This is a genomic window from Enhygromyxa salina, assembly GCF_000737335.2.
In the GTDB taxonomy this organism is placed as follows: domain Bacteria; phylum Myxococcota_A; class Polyangia; order Nannocystales; family Nannocystaceae; genus Plesiocystis; species Plesiocystis salina_C.
The window spans coordinates 1-22,885 of sequence record NZ_JMCC02000031.1; the positions used below are offsets into that span (position 1 = coordinate 1).

The window sequence follows — 22,885 nt, forward strand, 5'->3', positions numbered from 1 at the left end:
CCTGCACCGGCAGTTTTAGTTGTCGTCGACCGGCAAAAATAAATGTCGTCGATCAAGACGGCATCGTATTTCGGTCTTGATCAAATTAGGTCGCCCTGAGCGCTCTCGATCCTCGAGGTTGTCCATGTGGACATCGTCCGCGAACCGTGCCTTCCATTTTCGGACGGTCCGTGAGCTGACACTCAGTCGTCGCGCTATCTCTTCGGTCCCCACGCCCTGGCTGGCCAGCAGCACGATCCTCGCGCGTACGATGATCACGTACGGCGCTCGTTGCCGACGCGCGAGCAACTTGAGGTCTCGGCGAGTCCGGCGCTGGATCGAGAGCTTCCTGACTGTCGGCCCACGGGTCACGCGGATCTAGTTTCCCGACGACGTCGCCGTGGATCAGGTGATGGACGACTCCTCTGCATCCCGCCAGGCGTCTCGCCCGCCCGAGCGGAGGCCCGCTTGGGTCTCAGTGCCGCGCGAAACTCGGATCGGACTTCAGACCTGATGCACTAGCCTGCGCCTAGAGTCGGCATCGCCACCAACGAGTCGCTTACTCGACAGGCGAACAGAGCTACCATGCACGGGGGGAGTCGGCCCGGACATCATGAATTGGCCAGCCAAGCTGAGTATCAACGCGTGGGGAGGCAGGACCGACCCCTGCGAGTCGACGCTCGACGTGGATTGGCGACGCTGGGTACTTGGCGACGGCATCCCGGTTCCCCCGCGTCGGTTCATGGCGCTGTCGAAGCCGCCCGAACGCGGAGATTGGCGGGACCCAGACGTCGGCTGGGGACTAATCCTGCCCTACGGCGAGGACCTCGACGAGGCCGCCGCCGGCCGAGTCGAAGACGCCCCAGAGCCCATCCAACGATTGTTCGAACACCGCAGCCAACCAAACAATGGCCGCGTCCAGACGCCGCCACTGTTTCGTTGGCATCCGAGCTTCACCGGCCGATATCATCGCCTTCGCCGGTACTATCCCGACGGTCGTCATGAGGACCTGTCGATCGTTGGTTCCTCGCGCGGCGTCGGAATTGGTAAAATCCCCGAGTACCTGTTGATCTGTGCCTCGCCGAAGCGGATCCCGTGGTCGCTGCAGTTCGTGCTGAACGGAGCGATGCTTGTGGGCCGCCTCGATTTGAGCAATGCCGGGATTGACAACTATGTGTCAGCGCTGATCGACGACTGGTCCGACGCCAAGGCTCGACCGGACGCTTCGCTGGTGTGGAGCGCGTTCAACGGTTCGACGGATCTTGGCCGACTCGCGCGGGACACGATCGCCGTGCCGGTGGTCGAGGGCCTGCGCACTGGCCCAGAGCTCGGTGCGGGTCTGTGTTTCATGGATGGCCGCGACGACACCGCCGATGTCGCGGCCCTGATGTCCACGCTCGCCATGCTCGCCCCAGGTCTTATCGTGACCACGAGTCACGGGTACACCAACCCAGCAGATAACCATGAGCTCACCGGCGCGAGCCTGGGAACGCTCGTGGATGCCAACAGGGAAAAGCTCGAGACGGCAGCCCTGCTCACCGCTTGGTCGCCCGAAGGCGCGATTTGGTACGCGCATGCGTGTTGCTCGGCTGGCAGCGAAGGCCGCAACCGCTATGCGGGACTGGTCGCAAAAGATCGGCAACTCGATCGGATGCTCGAGGGGATAGCCGCCCTCGGAGACCACTGCGCACCGCTACCGCGAGCGCTGCTCGCCGCCGAACGTCCCCTGCGGGCGTTTGTCGGCCACGTTCAGCCGACCTTCGATTGGAGCTTGCGCGAGCGCGAGACCAGTCAGCCGCTCACAGGTGCATTGACGCACGCCCTGACCGACGAACTCTACCGACTCCGGCCAGTAGCGATGGCCTTCAGGCGCTCCTTTCACGATGCGCTGATTCTGCACACATTGTACGAGCAAACTCTGAGGGACTACAACAACGGAAACGGTGACTTGGGACTCGCGCTTGCGCTGCGCCTGACTGCCATCGATCGATCGAGCATGGTCGTTCTTGGTGATCCGACCGTCACGTTGGCGCCCGAAGTCAGCCCAGAGTGAAAAAGTCCTGGATCTCACGCGCTCGGGCCTCCTGTCGAGCTGCGATTCGATTGAATCCAAGCCGGCGATTGAGCCTGGCGAGCAGCTCGAGCGGCCAAGCGGCCTCGGGCGCCTGCACGTCTTCGCCAAGTTCGACGGCTCGGTTGAGCTGCTTTCGAACACCAGCGAGGGCCGCTTCATCAGCATCCGCGTCGCCCCCGTCGACGGACTCCATCAGCAGGTCGGCGACGAAGCACCGCGTTCGGATCTCATCCCGCACGCGACCGCACTCGTGGAACTGGGCCTGCGCCCACGCGTAGAGCAGCAACGCGTCAGTCCAACGCTTCTCGATACGCGCGATCGCGGCCAAGCCCAGTCCACACAGACCCGCGTTGCCGATGTCACAAAGTTCGATGAAGCTGGCCATGGCGTCGGTCAGACAACGCTGCGCTTGATCGAGAGCCGCGGGGTTCCTCGTCTCGCGCGCGGCCTCGATGAGGCTTCCGCCCAGTTCGCGGTTGATGTTGGCCCGTGTGCGATCGTCGGGGAGGCCCCGCGCGGACGCGAGCATACCAAGCTGCTCGGGGTCTCCGAACCTGAGCCTCATCGACGCCCCCTGAGCCGTCACGACTGCGCGTTGTTCGTGGGATGGACAGTCTCGTGCTGCGCGCTCGGCATGCTCGAGCGCGTCGTCAATCTGGCTGCGCGCTCGGCCGAGAAAACCGAGCGCCTGAGCACGGCTCCCCAACAGGCACGCACGAAGGTCTGCGACCCGCTCATCGTTCGCCTGATCGAGCCGGGCAGCGGTCGCCAAGCCACGCTCGATCACCTCGAGCCCGTCGAGGAAGCGACCGCGGTGACCGAGGGCCATCGACAACAACGCACAAGCGCTCACCAGCAACACGATCGATCGAGGTGCACCGTCGGCTGTGCGCAACTCGAGCGACGACACGAGGCTGCGCAGGTCATCGATGACTTCGGGTTGGCAGCCGTTGTCGGCCCGCCACTCGAGCGCGAGCAGCAGCGCTCCAGCCTCTTCCTCCGCCCACGCCAGAGCAGCGCGATCGCGGATCTGGGCAAAGATAGGCGCACACAGCTCGCTAGCCCACCGTCGCTCTTGCGCGAGGCCATATTCGTACTCGGCGCTGCTGCGTCGAGCATACCTGTCGACGAGAATGTAGAGCGGGCACAACGGAAACTCGAGACCGTAGCGGACGGCGCACCACAGCGCACGACGGGCATTGAGACGCGTGGCCAGTCGCATGTGCTGTCCGACGGTCTCGCGCAGGTGGTTCGAGGTCTCGCCCGGGAGCACCGGATCGTAGAGCACCAGCGCCGCACGTGCGGTCCCGCGGACGTGCGCGCTCGCGGTCTGGAACAACGCTGCCGCCGAGAGCCGACGGCGGGCCAGGAAGGTCAACCCTGGATGAACGCGAACGGGTATCCACAGCGTATTCGGCACGCCCGCCATGGACTCCTCCTCCTGTTCATCTAGATCGACGAGGTTTGGGCCAGTCAACACCCGGAGCAGGCCGGTCAGCTCAAGCACGAAGGCGAGGGAAGCGAGAGACTCCAACGCCTGTTTCGTGGGCCCGAGCGCCGAGCCCCCGAGTAGCTGCAGTGGATGACCGCGGTGCTCGTGCCTGGCCAGCGCGACCAGCAGCCCTCGCCGCCGCAAGATGGGTTCGAGGTAGGTGGCGAAATCTACAGCCATGAGCTTGTCCACGGCAGCTTGCATGGGCGCGCTCAAGCTCCAGCTCGCGCGCAGGACCTCGTCGTGTGGGTCGGCCTGAAGGTCTAGCTGCTCGACGAGCGTCGGGCCGAGGTGAACGAGTGTCGCGGCATGGAACCCCAGCGCCTCGGCGACCAACTCACAGGTCTCGGTCGTCAGGTCGGTCGCACACAATGCGCGGACCAAAGTCACCGCGTCCGCACGTGAGAGCGGATGGATCGGCCAGACTGGGGTCTCGGGGATCGTCGGGGCAAACACCTCCGCCAAATCGGTCCACCAACTCGTGATGATCGCCAAGTGTCCTCGGTCCGCGACCAACAGCCGAGCAAGATCGTTCAGCGCCCGCTTGGCTGGGCTGGCTTCTTCGTCGTCGCCAAAGATCATCGTCGGCTGAAGGTCACCGATCAAGAACAAGATCCGGGACCCCGAGTGCCCCGAGCGATCGTCGACGCGCCGTAATAGCGCAGCCAAGCGCTCGGGCTCGAGGTGCTCGCGCAGGAGCGGTATCACGAAGTCGACGCGCCCAAGCCGGCGAAGCCACAATGCCAACTCGCTAGCGATCGCCTTTTTGCCCTCGCCGATCATGCCCGAGAGCGCGACCAGAGGTGCAAAACCCAGGACTCGCTCGAGGTTCCAGAGATCATGGGCGCGCCCGCAGAACGCAAGGTCCTCAGTCCTGGCGTTCGTCGTCGATGGCCGCGCATGGCCACACAACGCGCGATCTGGCCCTCGTTGGTAGAGGACCGGAAGAAACCAGTCCTTCAATTCGAAAGGCTCGCGCGTCTCGGTTGGATCGTCCACGTACGTAGACGACTCCCGCATCTGTGCGCGTGCGGTTTTGGTCGCGGAGGCAATCGTCTGCTCCGAGAACAGCGCATGATAGAAGCTGTGAAAAAACCGACGGGTCGTTGCGGGCGATGCGGCCCAGGGCATTCCAAGGACGGCGGCGACATCGAGGCCCGATAACTCAGTGGTCGGATCCCCAGTTGGACGCAACGTCGAGCAGGCTTCGAACACGACGAGCATATCTCGGCTCGTCAACAACTGCGCGAGCGCATGTGTGTCGATGCGGTCGGATTTACCGCTGTAGTCCTCGAGCACGATGTGCCCCCGATCCGTATTATCGTCCCACTGCCCGTGACCATCGAAATGCAGGATCTGGACTGGTGGCGCGGCCCCGTCCGCAAGGCGGCGTTTGAGTTCGTCGTAGCTCGGCTCAGCGAGAACCTCTACCGCGAATCCGGTGCCCTCGGCCTGGTCGAGCAGCGTCCGCACGCTCTCGCGGTGGTCGAAGAACTCCATATCGCGTGGGCGAGCAACAACGACGAGCACACACCCTCCCGGCGCGAGATCCGGGCAGCGAGGACGCGAGGCAAGGGCACGAGGGCGGCGGCGCACCATGACGCCAAATTGCTCGGCGAGCTCCCAGGGAAAGCTTCTGATCAGCGGATCGTTGCTCGCTATGGTCAGTACGCCTTCGCCCGGAGCGCCAAGCTCAGCCTGAACCGCGGCGAGCCGCTCCGCCAACCACGTGGACACGTCCTGGAGCCGTGCCTCGAACAGCCTCGCTCGAGCGTTCAGACCGTGGGGACACAACGGATATAGCTCGAAATACCAGCTCAGATCTGTGACCAGCCGGAGGAGCCCACCGTCGATGGGAGGATGGCGATCAAGGACTTCGCCGTCGCGGCCGCGGATGAGCAACAGCGAGCCCCCGTCATCGTCGAGCAGGATCTCTTGGTCAAACACGCCGATCATCTTGCCCGATCTTTACACGTTTGTGCAGCAGAATCTTGCGGGCCGAGTCGGTGGCGGGCTATCCTCGAAGATCTCCAGGGTCGCACCCAAACACGCGGCGATGTCAGAACACGGCGAGCAAACCGAGGCAGCTCCACCACGACTCGAACTCGAACTCGGATACGAGCAAGGCTCCGAGGGGCAAATTCGGTTCGCGCTTCGGCGCGGCCAGCAGCCTCTGTTCGCGCATCTGGCTTCCGAAGCGACGATCACCGCGGGCACAGATCCAGCGACCACCCAGCTCGGGGAACGCTGCATCAGTCACCGCCTGTGGTACGACGAACCGATCTGGCTGTCGTTCTCGAGCGAGACGCTCGCCGCCCACGCTTGGGAAGGGCTGTTCGCCATCAAGGGCCCGGTGCTTCGTAAAGCCAGGGTCGACATCGGTCCGCGGTTTGCCACGCACACACCGACCATCGCATTGTGCGTCAGCGCGCAGCGGGACCAGGGACCTCGCTCTGTCGTCCGCATGGTGAACGATCTACTAGCGATTCTCACCCAGGTCGGCGGGTGCAAGGTCCACGTTTTCGTCAGCTCCGAAGCATTCGAGATGCTCGAGGATTCACGCCCGCGCGCGTCGACGATCGTCGTGCATGATCCTCGATCCATGTCGACAGATGAATCGTCGATGCCCGGGCGGCGAAACATCTGGCTGCGGTGGATGCACGAGCGCCTATCTGGCGAGTTGATCCATCTCGTGCACTTCATCTGCTCGGGGTGGTCACTCTACGATCGAGGCTCGCTCGCGCTCGAACCACTTTCGAGCGATGGGCATGAAGCGGCGTCGCTCGTCGGCGGTGAAGAACTATCGGTATTCTTGCGGGGGCTCGGCTCATTGGGGTTGGGGTTGGGGCGCGTCGGTCCCGATGCCGTCAACGGGTTGAGGCAACTCGCTCACGAAATGAGCCGAATTTGGCCGGGCCCGGTATTTTCCTACGATGCCCCGACACGTCCGCGTTCGCTCGAGGCGGCATTCGAATTCTTGCTCTCGCCGGGACCGGCGGAGGCGCCATCACGCACCGATCTATCGCTCTACTGCAGCCCCGCCCGGGTGCTCGGTTTCGCGGCGCTGCGCACACCGCTGGCATTTGGGGGTGATTTCTCGTACTTGACCGATAGGTCGCTGCATCGGGCAATCACGCGCGCGCCCTCATCGATATTTGACAGGTTCGACACTGCTGGTTCAGCAAGCCAGAGTCAGGTCGTGGGGCAAGCCAATCAGCTCGCCCTCGATCATGCCCGAGTTCGGCTCGCGGACCTTCACGCGCGCGGTGACATCGCGCGAGCCGCAGGAGTGGAGGCCGCGATTGAGTTTGTCGACGGCCTGCTTCGTGACGCGGGACCTGCAGAGGGCGAGCGATGAGGGAGAGCCGACGCATACACATCATCGTTCGTGACTCCTTCGGGGACGAACACCCGCGCTTTTTCTGGCTCGAGGCGCCCAACGCGAGTGGTGGTAATAAGCTCCGCGAGCTCGAACTCGACGAGCAAAAGGCGCCACTCGCCGCGTTCGCACGACTCGAGCAACATGAGTCATCCGAGGCCGGGATCGTTCAGGCCACCGGCGAGTGCCTCTACGGAGCCCTCACCGCTCATGAGACCGTGGCAACGCAGATATCGAATGCGCTCGAACGAATTGAATCCGACTGTTTTCTACATTTGCAGTTCGACAGCGTGACCGCTGACAAGCTCCCCTGGGAGACCATCTGCGCCCCCCACGAGCGATTTTTGGCCCTCGATCCGCGCTGGCAGATCGCACGCGTCCTTCACGGCACGAACGACAAGATCGTCCGCGAGTATGACGGAAGGCTCCGTGTTGCGATCATCCTCGGCGCTGCCAATCGTACCATCGAGCAGCAATGGGCGAAGATTCGAGGCGCCCTCGAGACAACGACGATCCCACTCGATGTGCAGTTGTGGTGTTGCGATCCAGCGCTTGGTATAGTGGCCGAGACCGAGACCTTTCGTCGTGTAGCTGTCACAACCCACGCGATGCCGATGACCGCCGGAGAACTCCTCGCTGGACTTCAACGCCATCAACCGCAGCTTTTGCATGTGTTCGCTCATGGCACACGCCGATTTTTGAGCATCGACAACCGACTTTCGAGCACGAGCGACCGCGCGCCACTTTGCGTCACGACGGAGCAGCTGTATCCCCTGGTCGACACATTGTGGCTGGCATCCTTCAACAGTTGCCACAGCGCGGAAGCAGCCACAGGCGTCGCGGCCATGGCGCAGTCCCTCGTCGTTCGCGGCGTGCCGGCCGTCATCGGGATGCGCGAGGCCGTCGAAGAACGTCACGCCCATGCCTACGCCGGAGGACTATTTTCGGCGGCCCTCGAGATCGTCGCCTCTGGCCTCACCGACAAGGAACTGTGTTTCGAGGCTGTCGCGCGCGGGTCGCGAGAACGCATGCTCGACGCTGTGTCTGGTTCTCACACTGGACGCTGGAAACACTGGACGCTGCCAGTTTTGTACCGACGCGTAGGTCCGACACGTGTGATCAAATCCACAAATCCGCGGACGTTCGCCGAACTCGAAACTCTCCGATCACTTCGAGCTGCTCTGCACGACGGCACCGATACGCGGGTACGTGCGCGACTCGACGCACGCATCAACGAACTCTCGATGCACCGATCTCGCCCGCCAACGTGAACATCGATTCGCCGGGTCGCTCGTGGGTCAGGGCGCACGACGCCTGGCTCAGCTTTGGAAGTCAGCCGCACCCCGTAACCACCATGCCACGAGCAATAGCCCTTCCATGATCCAGCGCATGTGCTGCTTGGGGAGTGGGTTCCGTCTTACAGACGAACGAGCCGGCCAACGCGCCCCCGTCTGCGTCGACATCGTCACCCGGCGGGGCACGCGTCGTCATGGTCACTTCGGCGCGACCGGGCACGGCCGCGCCCGCGTGCACGTTGACGCTACCGACTTCGGCGAGCGCCTCGTTGGGCACGGCCGCGCCCGCGTGCACGTTGACGCCACCGACTTCGGCGAGCGCCTCGTTGGGTTTGGCGAGCCGTCGGACAGGATGCACGAGCTTGCGGGTCTGCTGCCCCGGTGCATCTCCCAACCGCTTCCGGTCGGCGACCGAGGCCCGGTAACATGAGGCCAGGGCCGGCTGCTCCTGCGCGAGCAGCTCGGGCGCATCCTCGCAAGCGAGCTCGTCGAATGAGCGGCCGTGACGTTCGAGCACACGACCGAGTCGCTCGGGGGTCCACTTCGCAACTTCGGTGAGCTGTCGGCTGGTGGGGGCGCCGAGGGAGTGGAAACGCAGTTCGCCCTCGTCGTCCCTCACGTACACGCCATAGAGCACCAGGAAATGAATGTGCACGCTCAGCCGCAGCGAGGAGTCGGCGCGCTGAAGCGCTGGATGAAGGTGATCGCACCGAACAGCGCGTCCTCGACCGAGCACAGGCCAAGTTGCGGCTTCGCTCGGCGACGAAGCGACGCAACGAGAGGAGACGATGAACGCGTCGAGCACGTCAGCGCACAGCTTTCGGTCGTAGCCCATCGCGTAGCGGAGCCACCGCGGCAGCGAGCAGACCCACTGACGAACGGGGACCGCCGGGAACACCTCGTCGCCGAGGTGGGCCGCGACGTCAGCCATGCGCCGGCCCGTGCATGACGGGCAGAATCCGCGTTTTTTGCAAGGGTGTTCGACGTCAATTAAATTTTCCGGTCGCATTGACTCACGAAAATTGTTACCGGGCGGGCCTCCGTTGCCTCACCAAAATTGTTACCGAGCACCAAGTGGAGCACGGACGATGAGCAAACGGATCACCACCGACACCAGGGACGAGCTGCTCGAGAGTCTCGTGACCCGCTACGAAGCGGCGGACCGGGACAAGAAGGGCCGGATCTTGGACGAGTTCGTCCAGTTGACCGGGCATCACCGTAAGCACGCAACGCGTGTCTTGAACCGGTGGCAGCCGAAGACCAACAACCCGAAGCGGGGCCGCCGAGTCTATGACGACGCGGTGCGAGCGGTGCTTCTCGTGCTCTGGGAGGCGTCGGACCGAGTCTGTGGTAGGCGACTCCGCGCGGCGATCCCCGAGCTGCTCACCGCGATGGAGCATCACGGACACATCGATCTCGCCGACGACATCCGCGAACAACTGCTCGGCATGAGCGCAGCGACGATCGACCGTGCCCTCATACCGGCGAGGGCCGGGCGAAAAAAACTTGGCCACCGCAAGCGCGTGTCCTCGGCGGCGTCGGTCAAGGCGAGCGTGCCCGTGCGGACCTTCGCGGACTGGAGCGATCCGCCGCCAGGGTTCTTCGAGATCGATTTCGTCGTGCATGGCGGGGGCTCGGCGGCGGGCCGCTTCATCCACTCGCTCGTCCTGACCGACATCGCTTCAGGCTGGACCGAGGCCGTCCCACTCCTTGCCTGAGATCAGGAGCTGGTCGTCGAGGCCCTCGAGCAGGTCCGCGCTCATCTGCCGATGCCGATGCTGGTGATCGACACCGACAACGACAGCGCGTTCATCAACGACGTCGTGATCCAGTACTGCGCGCGCACGGGGATCGAGTTCACCCGAGGACGGCCTCGCAAGAAGAATGATCAGGCTTGGATCGAGCAGAAGAACGGCGCGGTGGTCAGGCACCTCGTTGGCTACGAGCGTTTCGAGGGTGTCGCCCACGCCAAGATTCTCGCCCGTCTGTACGCGGCTGCCCGGCTCTACGTCAACATCTTCCAGCCGTCGTTCAAGCTGAAGTCGAAGGAGCGCGTCGGCTCGAAGATCAAAAAGGTCTACTACCCGCCTACCTCGCCTGCTCAGCGACTCCGAGCGCATTCACAGATCGATGATCAGGTCACCGCTCGACTCGAACAACTCGTGACCGAGCTCGACCCGGTTCGTCTGCTGATGATCATCCGAGACGCCCAGTCGCAACTCGCCGGCGAGGCGACGACTCGAGCCGCGAGTGACGAGCATGAGCTCGACGTGTTCCTCGGATCGCTTTCTCAACTGTGGAAGCTCGGAGAGATCCGAGCCACTCACAAGCAAGAGCCGCGACCACCACGGACATGGAGGACACGCAAGGATCCGTTCGAACACGTCTGGTCCGAAGTCAAGGCGTGGCTCGAGCTCGAACCGGATCTCACCGCAAAGCTGGCGTTCGAGAGGCTTCGAGCGCAACGCCCGAACGACTTCAAATCGGGGCAGCTGCGAACCCTCCGGCGGCGCGTCCAGAAGTGGCGACGCCAAGTCGCGCGAGAGCTCGTCCTCGTGCCGGCTGAGCAGCTCGCGCTTCACCGCATCAACCTCGCCAGCTGAGTTGGGTGATCGGCTTCGCGGGGTTTGCTCGAGCCACGCCTCGCCGACGTCACTCGAGATCGGCTTCGCTGAAGTCACTCGCTTTTGGTTGGCCGGGGCCTGGTTGCTCACCGCGGCCGTCGGGATGGGTGCGCCGCCCCGCGGCGATGTGGTTCGACGAGCATCTACGCTACGCTGGCTTCCGTCATGGTTTCCATGAAATTCAAGGTTGTGCGTCAATTACCCTCGGGTAACATTTTTGGATGAGGCAACACGACCGGCAAAAATATATGTCGTCGGTCAGGTACGCCTCGAACTCCTCGACGATGAAGTCAGGCAAGCCGCCGGATTGCTCGGCCCGCTCGAGGAAGGTCGGCCAGTGTTCCTCGATGAGGTGGTACAGCAGCGTCTCGTCGGGCCGGCAGCGCTCGTAGTCATCTCGACGCGGAGTCGCCGGGCACGGTGAGGGAGCAGCCACGACCAGCTACTCGGCCGTCGTGGTCTGGCTTTGCAGACCTCATGCGTGAGCCGTGAGTCAGCGAGGCGTCCGGGACCTGGGCCACCTTCTCTTGTGGGATTGCGGGATTGCGGATGGTGGCTGACCTCCCGCTGGCCTCTCGGCCGCATGTGCTGCGAGCGTGCTGTGACCCTGCACGCCGGGGCTCCTCTGACCGGAACGAGACGGGACAGCACGGGATCAACGAAACCCCAATCATTCCGACGGGATGCGGGCCAAAGCCGCGCCATCATTGCGGTTCTCCGCACCCCGTCGGAGCTCCCAGCCCTAGCAGTACGCCCGGTACAGCGTCGTCGCCGCTCCTCGCCCTTGGGCCTCAGCTCCGCACCTAACCCGGAACGAACTTAGGGTGTGCGGCATTAGCGAGGCTCCGCCTCAGACCGTCGAGCATGTAGACCTCGGCATGCACGCAGACCCCTAAAACCACGACCCAATCGGTGTCTCGCTGTGACGAGACACTCGGCTCCCGATTCGTGCGGGACCACGGCTCCTCCACGCCACCAGTCGTCGGCGGACTGACGTTCACGGCCTCTGTCGCTCATCCGAAGCGACCTCAATTGCGGGGAGGGAGAACTATGTTGTTTCGGGTGCGCTCCCTTTGAGCGGGCGGAAACTTGACTCGTTTGTCCACGAAAATCGCCCTCAAGGGCACTAGCGACCAAGCGGGACCGTCAGCACGCGCGGCTGGGCTGATTGTAGTGAATGATGCGTCGCCAATGCGGCGCCGGCTCGTGCGGGTAAATATCGACGTGAAAGTTGGGGATCCGCTGCATGGCCGCGCGCGCGCTGCCGTCTTCGCGCCCGTAGTGGCACGACCAGTGGATGAAGTTCATGCGCAGCATCGCGAGATCCGCCACGTCCAGCTGTGGGCCGGCTTGCAGCCGGCTGTGGATACCTTGCAGGATCGAAGGGATCGCGTAGTCCGAGTTGTTCGGGATGCTCCGAAACGGGACGCCGTGCCCTCGCGCCTGCCTGTGCATGAGCTCGAGGTAGATCTTCTCGAGCCCGGGGTCGATCGAGGATCGGACCCACGCGACCCGGCCAAAGTAGGCGTAGCGGGTGGTGGGGAGGCCGTCCGGGTCCTCGCGCATGTCGTCGTAGCTGAGCGAGAACTCCGGCGGCTGGGTGCCCGCGTAGTGCTCGTGGATCATGCGCTGGGCGAACTCCGAGTAGCGCTGCATCAGCTCCTCGCGACAGGCCAGCGCCCCGGCGCGGGTCGTGAAGTGGCCCGAGGCGGGCTGGACCGGCACCACGGTCTCGCCGCGGGCTCGGTAGCCGCCGCCGATGTCGGAGTGGGCGCCCGGATACACGATCTCGACGCCGCCGCTTGGCAGCGCGCCCGAGCGCGAGCGGATCGAGTTGGACGCGAAGTTCTTGCGGTACTCGTTGCCAGCCACGAAGTGGCAGATCGCCTGGGCCGAGCTGTCGTCGAGGTGGACGTTGACGTCGGCGTTGTCGGCGTCCGAGGTGTCGCCGCCGTCGCGGGGCGTGCCGATCGCGGCGACGGTGTCGAACAAGCCCAGGAACCGAACGGTGGCCTCGGGCAGCTGAACCCGGCCGAGATCGGTTGGCTCGTCGTCGAGCAAGAACCCGGTCTGGACCGGCTCGAACGAGCGCCGATTGACGCAATTGACGAAGTAGCGGGCCGCCGCGGCGCCGCGGCTGAAGCCGAAGGCGTCGACGAGGATCTGCGCATAGTTGCGGCCTCGCGCCTCTTGCTCGAGGCGGCGGCAGGCGGCGTGGACCCGGGCCGAGACGCCGGTGTTGCCGGTCCCGAGCGCCGTGTCGATCATGTCGTCGGAGCCGTTGGTGTTGGTGCCGATGCCCTCGAGGTACACGGCCCGGCGACGTCGCTCGCTGCCGTCGTCGTTGCGGGCCGAGTTGTTCGGGTACAGCCGGGACAGCAGCGCGACGTTGGACATCGCGTTGGCGTAGCTGCCCTCGCGGCTGCCGCCCGCGTTCTCGAGGTTGTTGAGGGTGCCGTCAAAGAAAAACCCGATCTCGAGGGTGCGAGACGAGCTCGAGCTCGACCCGCCAGAGCTCGACCCGCCCGCCTGCGTGACTGCCTCGCCTTGTTCGACCATGCGCGGGACCCAGGGTACCGCGTGCCGGGTGTGTGGGGCTACGCTGCGTGAGGACGCCGAGCCGCTGCGGCCGGGTGCGGGGCCTCGCGCGTGCTATTGCAAGTGCGAGGTCGCGATGCCCAAAAAGCCGTTCGACTATTCGCAGGACTTCGAGCAGACGGACTTTCGGCGGCACCCGGACCGCTATCAGGTTGGAAAGGGTGAACAGGGCGTGTTGCTGGTACAGCCGTATAAGTCGGAGATCCTACCCCATTGGCGGTTCAGGACGCCGGAGATCGCGCGCGAGTCGTCGGAGAAGATCTACGCGATGTTCCTCGATTACAAAGCGGCCGACGACTTCGTGGGGATGGACATGGCGCGCAAATTCCTACAGATGGGCTGGACCCGCGCGCGCCGTTACGCCAACCACAAGAGCGGCGTCAAGTACGACGCGAACGGAGACGTGCTGCCGCGAGAGCAGGACTTGGTGAAGGCGGAGGCGGCGCGAATCTTTTATGAGAAGTACACGGCGGCGCGTGAAGACCCCGAATATGCGCGGCTCAAACAGGCGCACCAGCAGCAATTCGGATAGGCCCAAGCTGTTCGGGTGATCTGTCTTTAGCTTGGGCAGCCAAGTGTCTCGTGATCTGGACCCGCGGGTCGAGCAGCGCGCTGTGTCGATAGGTAGTCGGGTACCACGCCCGCGCGGCCGCGATCGGGATCGAGATCAACCAGCTCACCGTGGCGGCCCAGCCCAACGATCACATCGTGGGCAGCCATCAGCTCGACCAGCTGCGCGCCGTTGACCAGGCGCAGCCGCGGCTCGGCGGCGCCGGCCTCACGCGCGGCCTTGGAGAAGTCCGAGGTGGTGATCAAGATCGCCTGACCCAGGCGCCCGCGCACGAGCACGCCGATCATCTCGTCGACCACGCGGCGGCCCAGCGACCGCGACCAACGCTTGGCCTGAGCCGCGACCGCGAGCTGGTGGCCCCATCGATCGCGGTGCAGCGCGAGCACGTCGACGCCCCCGTCGCCGCTGCCCCCGACCACGCGGACCTCGGTGTAGCCCATCGCGCACAGCAGCTCGGCGCAGATCCCCTCGAAGCGCGCGGGCGTGGCCCGATGCAACCAGTTCAGGGTCCGCTGCTTGGCGACGGCGTTGTGGAGGGCGACCATGCGCTCGAGCTGCTCGCCGAGCTTGGGGATCGATAGCTCGGTCGTCGGCGATGGCGCGGGGCCGATCAGGTAGTCCCGCCAGCGCGCCAATGTTCGCGCGCGCCGCTGCGCGGTCGAGGTTGATAGCTTGGTGAGCGACTGAATCCGTCGCGCCAGCTGGGCGCTCGTCACCGACTCACCGGCGAAGTACCCGGCGAAGGGCGCGAGCGTGGGCGCGCCAGCGATCGCCTGCCGAAACACGCTGCGCTCGTCGAGCGAGCCCTCCGCCGTCTCGAGCAGGCGCTCGCCCAAGGTCGTGACTTGCAGGCCCTGCTCGCGGCGCTCCGCCAACGCGAGCAGCTCGGCGCCGTGCCGGTAATAGTTGAAGTGCCGCGCGTCGACGCCCAAGTATTCCTGCAAGGTCGCGGGGTGACTGACCCCGTCGCGGATCGCAAGCGCGAGACGGCGCAGGTGCGAGAGGCGATCTGCTTGGGGAATGTCGATGTTTTGCGAGGTCGCAGGATTTGGTCGACGACGCTTCGTGACAGTTGTCCGAACTTGCCGAAGACGACCCACGAGTCGCAGCGTGCCACGACCACGGGTTTGGGGCTACCCATTCGGAGCCGCTCGCGCCGATCCCCACCCGCGGGTGGGGCCTCGGCCAGACCGGTGCGTACATACGAGCATTTGCGTCACTCGCTCGATGGACCTTTGGTAAGCTAGTAATCAGTCACCCTCTCTGGATCTACACCGTGCGCGTTGCGATCTTCTCCTCCAGGCGCTACGAGCGGCCGTTCCTCGATGACGCGATCGCGGCTGTCCCCGCGCGGCTTCGCCCCACCGTCACTCACTTCGACACCCGCCTCTCGCTCGCGACGGCCGGCCTCGCCAAGGGCTACCCGGTGGTCAGCATCTTCGTTGGCGACGACGGGTCTGAACCCACGCTGAGCGCTCTTCATGCGGGGGGGACCCGCGCGCTGGCGCTTCGCTGTGCCGGGTTCAACCATGTCGACCTGGCACACGCCGCCGCGCTCGGCCTCACGGTGTTGCGCGTGCCCGCCTATTCCCCCTACGCCGTCGCCGAGCACACGGTGGGGCTGATCCTGACTCTCAACCGCAAGCTGCACCGTGCGTACAATCGGGTGCGCGAGCAGAACTTCGCCCTCGACGGGCTCATGGGCTTCGACATGCACGGGCGCAGCGTGGGCGTCGTGGGAACCGGCAGGATCGGGCAGGTCCTGTGCCGCATCCTCGCCGGGTTTGGCTGCACGGTCCTCGCGGCCGATCCCAACCCCGCGCCCGCGTGCATCGACATGGGGGTGACCTACCTTCCCCTCGACGACCTGCTGCGCCAGAGCGACATCGTTTCTCTACAGTGCCCGCTGACGCCCGCCACCCACCACCTCATCAACGGTCGCACGCTGGCGCTCATGAAGCCCGGCGCCATGCTCATCAACACGAGTCGCGGCGGGGTCATCGACACGCGTGCGCTCATCGTCGCCCTCAAGTCTGGGCACCTGGGCGCGGTCGGGCTCGACGTCTACGAGGAGGAGGCCGACCTGTTCTTCAATGATCTCTCCGATCGCGTGATCCAAGACGACGTGTTCGCTCGCCTGATGACCTTCCCCAACGTGCTGATCACGGCGCACCAAGGGTTCTTCACCCGCCAGGCGATGGAGGCCATCGCCGCGACCACCGCCGCCAACATCACGGGCTTCTCACAGGGCTCGCCCCCGACCGCCAACCTCGTCACCAGCGAGCTCGTCGTCCCGAAGTAGTTGCGGCCTCGTTGGCTCGGCAGGTCTCGCACACGGACCTAAGCTGGGCTCGTGCGTGCGACGGTGGCGGTCGTGAACGGCCCAGTTGTGGAGGTCCGGCTGTGGGCGGACGGTGGTGATCGCTTGCCTGCGATCGGCGATGTGCTCCGGGCCCCCCGCGAGGGCGCGGAGCCCCTGTTGTTGGAGGTCGTCACCCATGTCGCGCTGGATCGGCTGCGTGCGATCGGGCTCGGTGACACGCGGGGGCTGGCGGTCGGTGCTCCGCTCGAGATCACCCACGCGCCGCTGTGTGTGCCCGTTGGCGCCGGTGTGAAGGGCAGGGTGCTCGACATGCTCGGGCGCCCCCTCGATGGCGGCCCACCCGTGGAAGGACCGACGCGCCCGGTGTTGCGACCCACCAAGACCACGCTCGAGCGTCGGCCCGCGACCGAGATCTTCGAGACGGGTCTCAAGGTCATCGACCTGCTCTCGCCGCTGCCGCGCGGTGGCAACGCTGGCTTGTTTGGCGGCGCGGGGGTCGGCAAGACGGTGTTGATGATGGAGCTGATCCACAACACGGTGCAGCACCATGACGGCGTCAGCGTGTTCGCGGGGATCGGCGAGCGCTCGCGCGAGGCCAGGGAGCTGTGGCTCGAGATGCAGCAGTCGGGCGTGCTCGACGACGTGGTCTTGATCCTCGGCCAGATGGGCGAGACCCCCGGCGTCCGGTTCCGAACCGGGCTGTCGGCGATCACCGTGGCCGAGTACTTCCGCGACGACGTCGGCCAGGATGTGCTGCTGTTCATCGACAACGTGTTTCGCTTTGTTCAGGCCGGCAACGAGGTGTCCGGGACCTTGGGTCGGCCGCCGTCGCGGATCGGCTACCAGCCAACCCTCGCGGCCGAGGTCGCGCAGCTCGAAGAGCGGATCTCGTCGACGGACAAGGGCACCCTGACCAGCGTGCAGGCCGTGTACGTGCCGGCGGACGACATCACGGATCCGGCCGTCGCAGAGATCTTCAACCACCTCGACAGCTTCTTGGTCCTGTCGCGCGAGGCCGCGGCCGAGGGCCTGTACCCCGCGGTTGATCCGCTGCGCAGCAGCTCGAGCCTGTTGGTCAGCGAGTTCGTGGGTGAGCGCCATGCCAGCGTCGCCGCGCGCGTGCGGGCGACGCTGGCCAAGTATGAAGAGCTGCGCGACATCATCGCGCTGATGGGCATCGACGAGCTGAGCCCCGACGATCGCCGGGCGGTGGTCCGGGCCCGCAGGCTGCGTCGCTTCCTCACCCAGCCCTTCTTCGTCACCGAGCAGTTCACCGGGACTGCAGGCGTCCACGTGGCGCTGGTCGACACCCTGAGCGGTTGCGAGGCGATCCTGTCGGGCGCTCACGACGACCTGCCCGAACAGGCCTTCTACATGGGCGGACGCCTCGACGATCTGCTCGCGGTCGCCCGGCGCGACACGGAGGCGGCCGCATGAGCGCGCTGCGTCTGCGCGTGATCACGCCAACCCGCGAGCTCGGGCTCGACGAGGTCCTGCACCTGCGCTTCGAAGCGGGCGACGGCGCCCGCGGTGTGATGTTTGGCCACGAGCGCGCGACCGAGCGACTGCGCGCAGGTGCCATCCATGTCCAGACTCGCGCTGGCGTGGGACAGCGCGAGCAGTTTGTGGCGACCGAGGGTGGGATCGCGGTGATCGGACCGCAGGAGGTCGTGCTGGTCAGCTCGTGGGCCGAGCGCGCCGACGACATGTCCGTGCTCGCCGAGCTCGTTCGCGCCCGCGAGACCCAGCGCGAGACGATCGACCGCGCCGCCCGGGCGCTCGGACAGCAGACAGAGACCGCCCTGCGCCGCGCGCTCGTCAGGCTGAAGCGAAAGGTCAGCTGGTGAGCTCGAACGCCGCCGACCCCGGGCCTGAGTCGGCGCCGGGCGCCGATCTGTCGGGGCCGGCACGCCTCGCGCAGCACATCGAGCAGCAGGCCCGGCAGCACCAGCGCAGCGGTGCGCGCGTGGGCAACCTGTGGCAGCAGGTCGCTCGGGTGGGGACCTTGGGTTGGATGATCGTGCTGCCGATCGTCGCCGGAGCCGTGGTCGGACACCTGCTCGATCTCAGGTTCGACAGCGGGGTCCGCTGGGCGCTGGCGCTGATGTTCGTGGGCGTGATCTCGGGCGGCTACGCGCTGTACCGCGCGATGCAAGAGGGCATGAGCGTCGGGGGTGAACGATGACGGCCGAACAGCTCGCGCGGGTCCTCGCGGGGTTCTCGATCGGGGTGGCCGCGGGCGCGGTCTACCTGCTGCTCCTCCGGCGATCAGTCCGCGCGCTGGTTCAGCGGCGCGAGGCGGCCAGCATGCTCCGCAGCGCGCCCGCCCGCGTGGCCGCGCCCGTGCTCGTGCTCGTGCTCATGGCTCGCTGGGATCCGCTGGCGCTGCTCGGGAGCGTCGTCGGCCTGCTGCTCACCCAGATCGCGGCGCAGCTGTCGGCGCGAACCAGGAGCTTCGAACCGTGAACCCGCTGTTCAGCTTCGACCTGCTCGGTCTGACGATCACAGACACGGTCATCGTCAGCTTCGCGCTCACCTTGGTGCTGAGCCTGGTGGCGATCGGCACGTCCCGCGCGCTGCACCCGACCCAATTCGGGGTCTGGCAGATCACCGTAGAAGCCTACGTGGGCTGGATCCGCGAGCTCGTCGGCGGGATCGTCGAAGAGGACCCCGACCCCTACACGCCCCTGATCGGCACGCTGATCTTGTTCGTTGGCGCCTGCAACATGCTCAGCTTGATCCCGGTCGTGCGCCCGCCGACCGCGGACCTCTCGACCACCGTCGCGCTCTCGCTGGTCGTGTTCCTGGCGGTGCCCAGCTACGGCATCTGGCGGCGCGGGGTGTGGGGCTATCTGAGCGGCTACCTGCGCCCGCACCCGCTAATGTTGCCGTTCAATTTGATCAGCGAGCTCACCCGCACGCTGGCGCTGGCCGTGCGCTTGTTCGGCAACGTGATGAGCGCGCAGATGGTCGGCGCGGTCATGCTGGTCGTCGCCGGCGTGCTCGTGCCCATTCCATTGCTGTTGCTCGGGATCATCACCGGGCTGATCCAGGCCTACATCTTTGGCGTCCTGGCTGCGGTGTTCATCGCCGCGGCTGTCCAGATCGAAGACACGAAGTCACCCAATGCCCAGGCAGCCTCATGACGGATCAAACCCTCATCTCTCTCATCTCGATCATCGTCGCCGGGGCCACGGTCGCGATCGGCACGATCGCCCCGGCGATCGCCGAAGGTCGCGCGGTCGTGGCGGCGCTCGACGCGATCGCGCGACAGCCCGAGGTCGCGCCGACCACCACCCGGACCTTGTTCGTTGGCATCGCGATGATCGAGTCAACCGCGATCTACTGCCTCGTCGTCGCCCTGGTCTTGCTGTTCGCCAACCCCTTCGCGGGCTGACCCGCCATGGACCTCGACTGGACCACGGTCATCTTCGAGCTCATCAACTTCGGCGTGCTCGCGCTGCTGTTGACGCGCTTCTTGTTCAAGCCGGTCCGCAAGCTGCTGCTCGAGCGCAAGCGCGAGGTCGCCAGCGCGCAGGCCGAGGCCGAGGCCGCGCGCGCGCACAGTGAGGCCGCCCAGCTGCAGTTCGAGCGTCGCCAACATGAGCTGCAAGCCGAGGCCGCGGCGCTGCGGCTGCAGGCCACGGCCGAGGGCCAGCGGGCCGCCGACGCGCTGATCAAAGACGGACGCGAGGAGCTTCGGCGCAGGCGCGCGTCACTCGAGCTCGAGCTCGAGCGGGCCCGGGTCGACGCGCTGCAGCGTCTGCGGCCCGAGCTGATCGAGCTGACCTTCGAGGCCGGGCGCCGCCTCCTGTTGGACCTGCACGCAGGCGAGCTCGCCCAGGCGTTCGTCAGCCGTGGCGCTCGCAGCTTGCAAGACGCCCTCGCGACGGACGCGTCCGGCCTGGCGCACAAGCGCGTCCACGCGTTCGTGAGTCCGGATGCCGATCTCGATGCGGTGGCGCGCACGCTTCGGGAGACCCTTGGTGATGCCCAAGTGGAGCTCGACGTCGACGCCTCGCTGGTCGGTGGCGTGCGGCTGATCGCGGATGGGGTCGAGGTCGAGGCGAGCGCCGGGGCGTCGCTCCGACAATGGCTGCGCGAGCGCCTGCAGCCGGGGACGCCGGGGCCACCGCCGGCTGAGGCCGGGCTTGGGGCGGCGCCGTGAGCTCGAAGCTCGCCGCGCCCGCCGGCCTGCCTGAGGTCGGTGATCCGGCGCGCCCCGACCTGACTGCGCGCCTCGAGCACGAGGCGCGCAGGGTCCTCGCCGAGCTGCGCGACGACCTCGCCGAGCTGCGCACGCAGCCGACGGTCGCGCGACTTGGACGGGTCGTCGCGGCAGGCGACGGCGTCGCCACGGCGGTCGGGCTCGAGCACCCGGTGGCCGGTGAGCTCCTCGACGTCGACGGGACCCCGGCGCGCGCCGAGATCGTCTCGGAGGATCAGGTCCGCATGATCCTGTTTGGCGGCAGCGAGGCAGTCAGGGCCGGCGCGCCGGTCCGGCGGACGGGCCGGGACCTCGATGTCCCCGCGGGCATCGAGCTGATCGGGCGGGTCGTCGACGCGCTCGGGCGCCCGATCGATCGCCGCGGTCGGCTGGGCACCCGCAGGCGCGTGCCGGTCGAGGGCGAGGCCGCCAAGCTGGCCGATCGCGCGGCCGTCAGCCGTCCGCTGCGCACCGGGCTGTTCGTCGTCGACACCATGATCCCGATCGGTCGCGGGCAGCGGCAGCTGATCGTCGGCGATCACTCGACCGGCAAGTCCGAGCTGTGCCTCAACATCCTCGCCGCGCTCGAGCCCGAGGTCATCGGCCTGTACGTCAGCATCGGGCGGCGCGGGGCCGACACCGCCGCGAACTTGGGGTGGCTCGCCGACCACGGCTTCTTCGGGCGCGGGTTCGCGATGGTCGCCGACGCGGATCAGAGCATCGGCCTGGTTCAGCTGGCGCCCTACGCCGCGATGGCGATGGCCGAGGCGCTCATGCGCGAGGGTCGTGACGTCGTCGTCGTGTTCGACAACCTCACCGTTCACGCCCACGCGCATCGCAGCTTGGCGCTGCTGCTTGGCCGCCCGGTCGGGCGCGAGGCCTACCCTGTCGACGTGTTCTATGCCCACGCCCGCGTGCTCGAGCGGGCCGGGCAGCTCGGTCGCGAGCGCGGGGGTGGGTCGGTGACCGCGCTGCCGATCATCGAGACCCAGGCTGGCGATCTGACCGCGTATATCCCCACCAACTTGGTCTCGATCACCGACGGTCAGATCCGCCTGGACGTCGGGCTCGTGTCCGAGGGGCAGGTGCCCGCCGTCGACGTTGGGCTGTCCGTCTCGCGGGTCGGCAGCAAGGCGCAGCCACGCCTGATCCGATCGCTGGCCGGGCGCTTCAAGCCTCGCTACGCGCAGTTCTTGGAGCTCGAGTCCTTCACGCGCTTCGGCGCCCGCGTCGAGGCCCACGCCCAACGCTCGATCGACTGGGGTCGGCGCGTGCGTCGGGCGTTGCGGCAGGGTCGCGCCGCGCCGCGCACGTGGGCGCAGACCGCCGTTATCTTGTTGGTGCTCGAGGACCCGCGGATCCTTGGCGTCGCCCTGGATGACCTGCGCGCGCTCATCGACTCGACCTGCGCGACCGTGGAATCCCGCCACCCCCAGGTGTGGGCGCGGCTCGAGCTTGGCGACGCGCTCGAGCCCGGCGACCGCGAGCGGGTCCGCGAGGTCGTGGCCCGCGAGCTGGGGGCGCAGCCGTGACGACCGCGCGCGCGCTGGGGCAGCGGCTTGGGGCGTGGCGCAGCTTTCGGGACATCGCGCGAGCGACCCGAACCTTGGCGGCCGTGCAGGGCCAGCGCTGGTCCGCGCACGCGAACCAGGCCGCCCTGCACCTCGCGTGGACGCGCGCGCTGGTCGAGCACTTCGGGACCTCGACGCCCGAACACACAGCGCGGGGTGTGTTGGTGATCGGCACGGACCTTGGCCTGTGCGGTCGCTTGAACGCTGCCTTGGCTGCGCAGCTGAAGGCTTCGCCGGAGCTCGAGGGTCGCGCGCTGATCGCCGTTGGCGCCCGACTGCTCGACGAGCTGCGTGACTTCGAGCCGGTGATCTCGCTGCCGGCTCCGGCCTCGCTCGAGGCGATCGAGCAGCTGACCAGCCGGATTGCGACCGCGCTCGAGACCGCGGCGGACCACGCCGAGATCCAGCTGTCGATCTTGCTGACCGCGACCACGACCCACGACGGCCACCCGATCCTCGAGATCTGGCGAGACGCCCCCGAGCTCCCTGGGCTCGCCCAGGCCCGCCGCTCGCTCGCGCCACCGATCGTGGACCTGTGCGCGCCCAGTCGCGCGCGCGAGGGCGTCGCCGCCTTGCATCTTCGAGCGCGCATCGCCCACGCGCTGTGTGTCGCAGCCGCCAGCGAAGCAGCCGCGCGGCTGTTCACCATGAGCCGCGCGCATGAGGCCAGCGATCGCAGCATTCGTCAGCAGGAGCTCGACCTGCGCAAGCTCGAGCAAGAGGCGATCACCCAGGACATGCTCGAGGTCCGCGGCGGCAGCCGGTCCTGACG

General features: G+C 66.5%; 22 protein-coding genes and 1 pseudogene. 16 read left to right on the forward strand and 7 right to left on the reverse strand.

Features of this window, described 5'->3' with window-relative positions:
- Nucleotides 1-15 precede the first annotated feature (15 nt).
- Entirely contained in the window at nucleotides 16-351 is a 336-nt protein-coding gene (locus tag DB30_RS43085; RefSeq protein WP_420870664.1) for a helix-turn-helix domain-containing protein, read from the reverse strand.
- A gap of 241 nt (nucleotides 352-592) precedes the next feature.
- On the opposite strand from DB30_RS43085, the gene DB30_RS13415 reads away from it, so the two are divergent.
- Nucleotides 593-2,032 carry a hypothetical protein gene (locus tag DB30_RS13415; RefSeq protein WP_165703749.1) on the forward strand — a complete coding sequence of 480 codons (1,440 nt, stop codon included), beginning with the start codon at nucleotides 593-595 and terminating at the stop codon, nucleotides 2,030-2,032.
- Here DB30_RS13415 and DB30_RS13420 read toward each other — a convergent pair.
- Both DB30_RS13420 and DB30_RS43090 read right to left on the reverse strand, forming a co-directional pair.
- Nucleotides 2,019-4,328 (reverse strand): hypothetical protein, encoded by a 2,310-nt coding sequence (locus tag DB30_RS13420; RefSeq protein WP_240480225.1) that lies wholly within the window; start codon nucleotides 4,326-4,328, stop codon nucleotides 2,019-2,021. The genes DB30_RS13415 and DB30_RS13420 overlap by 14 nt on opposite strands.
- Nucleotides 4,329-4,601: 273 nt before the next feature.
- Nucleotides 4,602-5,501 (reverse strand): annotated as a pseudogene (locus DB30_RS43090) (CHAT domain-containing protein); the annotation flags it as partial.
- Between DB30_RS43090 and DB30_RS13425 the strand changes: the two are divergent.
- The gene (locus tag DB30_RS13425) at nucleotides 5,440-6,903 is read left to right on the forward strand and encodes a hypothetical protein (protein ID WP_165703747.1); all 1,464 of its coding nucleotides are present in this window, start codon (nucleotides 5,440-5,442) and stop codon (nucleotides 6,901-6,903) included. The pseudogene DB30_RS43090 and the gene DB30_RS13425 overlap by 62 nt on opposite strands.
- Complete coding sequence (locus tag DB30_RS13430; RefSeq protein ID WP_052548823.1) at nucleotides 6,900-8,195, forward strand: CHAT domain-containing protein; 1,296 nt, start codon at nucleotides 6,900-6,902, stop codon at nucleotides 8,193-8,195. The genes DB30_RS13425 and DB30_RS13430 overlap by 4 nt, the downstream gene beginning before the upstream one ends.
- 61 nt (nucleotides 8,196-8,256) lie before the next feature.
- Here DB30_RS13430 and DB30_RS13435 read toward each other — a convergent pair whose 3' ends face one another.
- On the reverse strand, nucleotides 8,257-9,150 hold the full coding sequence (locus DB30_RS13435) for a hypothetical protein (RefSeq protein ID WP_052548824.1): 894 nt from the start codon (nucleotides 9,148-9,150) through the stop codon (nucleotides 8,257-8,259).
- 157 nt (nucleotides 9,151-9,307) lie between these two features.
- On the opposite strand from DB30_RS13435, the gene DB30_RS41400 reads away from it, so the two are divergent.
- Together DB30_RS41400 and DB30_RS41405 are read left to right on the forward strand one after the other, a co-directional pair.
- Nucleotides 9,308-9,937, forward strand: a complete 630-nt coding sequence (locus DB30_RS41400) for a hypothetical protein (protein WP_205632973.1) — start codon at nucleotides 9,308-9,310, stop codon at nucleotides 9,935-9,937.
- A gap of 51 nt (nucleotides 9,938-9,988) precedes the next feature.
- Nucleotides 9,989-10,822, forward strand: a complete 834-nt coding sequence (locus tag DB30_RS41405; RefSeq protein ID WP_205632974.1) for a hypothetical protein — start codon at nucleotides 9,989-9,991, stop codon at nucleotides 10,820-10,822.
- A gap of 202 nt (nucleotides 10,823-11,024) precedes the next feature.
- On the opposite strand, the gene DB30_RS13445 is transcribed toward DB30_RS41405, so the two are convergent.
- Complete coding sequence (locus tag DB30_RS13445) at nucleotides 11,025-11,279, reverse strand: hypothetical protein (protein ID WP_052548825.1); 255 nt, start codon at nucleotides 11,277-11,279, stop codon at nucleotides 11,025-11,027.
- A 710-nt stretch (nucleotides 11,280-11,989) separates the two neighbouring features.
- Complete coding sequence (locus DB30_RS13450) at nucleotides 11,990-13,402, reverse strand: T6SS phospholipase effector Tle1-like catalytic domain-containing protein (protein WP_052548826.1); 1,413 nt, start codon at nucleotides 13,400-13,402, stop codon at nucleotides 11,990-11,992.
- Between the two features lie 115 nt (nucleotides 13,403-13,517).
- Between DB30_RS13450 and DB30_RS13455 the strand changes: the two genes are divergently transcribed.
- Nucleotides 13,518-13,973, forward strand: a complete 456-nt coding sequence (locus tag DB30_RS13455; protein ID WP_052548931.1) for a DUF4385 domain-containing protein — start codon at nucleotides 13,518-13,520, stop codon at nucleotides 13,971-13,973.
- Between the two features lie 26 nt (nucleotides 13,974-13,999).
- Here DB30_RS13455 and DB30_RS13460 read toward each other — a convergent pair whose 3' ends face one another.
- On the reverse strand, nucleotides 14,000-14,956 hold the full coding sequence (locus DB30_RS13460) for a restriction endonuclease (RefSeq protein ID WP_052548827.1): 957 nt from the start codon (nucleotides 14,954-14,956) through the stop codon (nucleotides 14,000-14,002).
- Nucleotides 14,957-15,288: 332 nt separating this feature from the next.
- Between DB30_RS13460 and DB30_RS13465 the strand changes: the two genes are divergently transcribed.
- The 10 genes from DB30_RS13465 (at nucleotide 15,289) to DB30_RS13510 (ending at nucleotide 22,883) form a co-directional block, all read left to right on the forward strand.
- The gene (locus tag DB30_RS13465) at nucleotides 15,289-16,314 is read left to right on the forward strand and encodes a 2-hydroxyacid dehydrogenase (RefSeq protein ID WP_052548828.1); all 1,026 of its coding nucleotides are present in this window, start codon (nucleotides 15,289-15,291) and stop codon (nucleotides 16,312-16,314) included.
- A gap of 72 nt (nucleotides 16,315-16,386) precedes the next feature.
- Nucleotides 16,387-17,772 carry a F0F1 ATP synthase subunit beta gene (atpD, locus tag DB30_RS13470; protein WP_205632975.1) on the forward strand — a complete coding sequence of 462 codons (1,386 nt, stop codon included), beginning with the start codon at nucleotides 16,387-16,389 and terminating at the stop codon, nucleotides 17,770-17,772.
- On the forward strand, nucleotides 17,769-18,182 hold the full coding sequence (locus tag DB30_RS13475) for a F0F1 ATP synthase subunit delta/epsilon (RefSeq protein WP_052548830.1): 414 nt from the start codon (nucleotides 17,769-17,771) through the stop codon (nucleotides 18,180-18,182). Before atpD ends, DB30_RS13475 begins: the two co-directional genes overlap by 4 nt.
- Entirely contained in the window at nucleotides 18,179-18,520 is a 342-nt protein-coding gene (locus DB30_RS13480; protein ID WP_052548831.1) for an AtpZ/AtpI family protein, read from the forward strand. Before DB30_RS13475 ends, DB30_RS13480 begins: the two co-directional genes overlap by 4 nt.
- Entirely contained in the window at nucleotides 18,517-18,801 is a 285-nt protein-coding gene (locus tag DB30_RS13485) for an N-ATPase subunit AtpR (protein ID WP_052548832.1), read from the forward strand. The genes DB30_RS13480 and DB30_RS13485 overlap by 4 nt, the downstream gene beginning before the upstream one ends.
- A complete protein-coding gene (gene atpB, locus DB30_RS13490) occupies nucleotides 18,798-19,481 on the forward strand; it encodes a F0F1 ATP synthase subunit A (protein WP_052548833.1) in 684 nt (227 codons plus the stop codon). The genes DB30_RS13485 and atpB overlap by 4 nt, the downstream gene beginning before the upstream one ends.
- Complete coding sequence (locus tag DB30_RS13495; RefSeq protein ID WP_052548834.1) at nucleotides 19,478-19,732, forward strand: F0F1 ATP synthase subunit C; 255 nt, start codon at nucleotides 19,478-19,480, stop codon at nucleotides 19,730-19,732. Before atpB ends, DB30_RS13495 begins: the two co-directional genes overlap by 4 nt.
- A gap of 6 nt (nucleotides 19,733-19,738) precedes the next feature.
- Complete coding sequence (locus tag DB30_RS13500; RefSeq protein WP_052548835.1) at nucleotides 19,739-20,503, forward strand: ATP synthase F0 subunit B; 765 nt, start codon at nucleotides 19,739-19,741, stop codon at nucleotides 20,501-20,503.
- Nucleotides 20,500-22,074 (forward strand): F0F1 ATP synthase subunit alpha, encoded by a 1,575-nt coding sequence (locus tag DB30_RS13505; RefSeq protein WP_052548836.1) that lies wholly within the window; start codon nucleotides 20,500-20,502, stop codon nucleotides 22,072-22,074. Before DB30_RS13500 ends, DB30_RS13505 begins: the two co-directional genes overlap by 4 nt.
- Entirely contained in the window at nucleotides 22,071-22,883 is an 813-nt protein-coding gene (locus tag DB30_RS13510) for a F0F1 ATP synthase subunit gamma (protein WP_052548837.1), read from the forward strand. The genes DB30_RS13505 and DB30_RS13510 overlap by 4 nt, the downstream gene beginning before the upstream one ends.
- Nucleotides 22,884-22,885: the final 2 nt, after the last annotated feature.

Bases quoted from the DNA above. Each gene is read 5' to 3' on its own strand.
- DB30_RS13415 (WP_165703749.1), top strand. From the start codon at position 593: ATGAATTGGCCAGCCAAGCTGAGTATCAACGCGTGGGGAGGCAGGACC.
- DB30_RS13420 (WP_240480225.1), bottom strand. From the start codon at position 4,328: ATGATCGGCGAGGGCAAAAAGGCGATCGCTAGCGAGTTGGCATTGTGG.
- DB30_RS13425 (WP_165703747.1), top strand. From the start codon at position 5,440: ATGAGCAACAGCGAGCCCCCGTCATCGTCGAGCAGGATCTCTTGGTCA.
- DB30_RS13430 (WP_052548823.1), top strand. From the start codon at position 6,900: ATGAGGGAGAGCCGACGCATACACATCATCGTTCGTGACTCCTTCGGG.
- DB30_RS13435 (WP_052548824.1), bottom strand. From the start codon at position 9,150: ATGGCTGACGTCGCGGCCCACCTCGGCGACGAGGTGTTCCCGGCGGTC.
- DB30_RS41400 (WP_205632973.1), top strand. From the start codon at position 9,308: ATGAGCAAACGGATCACCACCGACACCAGGGACGAGCTGCTCGAGAGT.
- DB30_RS41405 (WP_205632974.1), top strand. From the start codon at position 9,989: ATGCCGATGCTGGTGATCGACACCGACAACGACAGCGCGTTCATCAAC.
- DB30_RS13450 (WP_052548826.1), bottom strand. From the start codon at position 13,402: ATGGTCGAACAAGGCGAGGCAGTCACGCAGGCGGGCGGGTCGAGCTCT.
- DB30_RS13455 (WP_052548931.1), top strand. From the start codon at position 13,518: ATGCCCAAAAAGCCGTTCGACTATTCGCAGGACTTCGAGCAGACGGAC.
- DB30_RS13475 (WP_052548830.1), top strand. From the start codon at position 17,769: ATGAGCGCGCTGCGTCTGCGCGTGATCACGCCAACCCGCGAGCTCGGG.
- DB30_RS13485 (WP_052548832.1), top strand. From the start codon at position 18,517: ATGACGGCCGAACAGCTCGCGCGGGTCCTCGCGGGGTTCTCGATCGGG.
- DB30_RS13495 (WP_052548834.1), top strand. From the start codon at position 19,478: ATGACGGATCAAACCCTCATCTCTCTCATCTCGATCATCGTCGCCGGG.
- DB30_RS13500 (WP_052548835.1), top strand. From the start codon at position 19,739: ATGGACCTCGACTGGACCACGGTCATCTTCGAGCTCATCAACTTCGGC.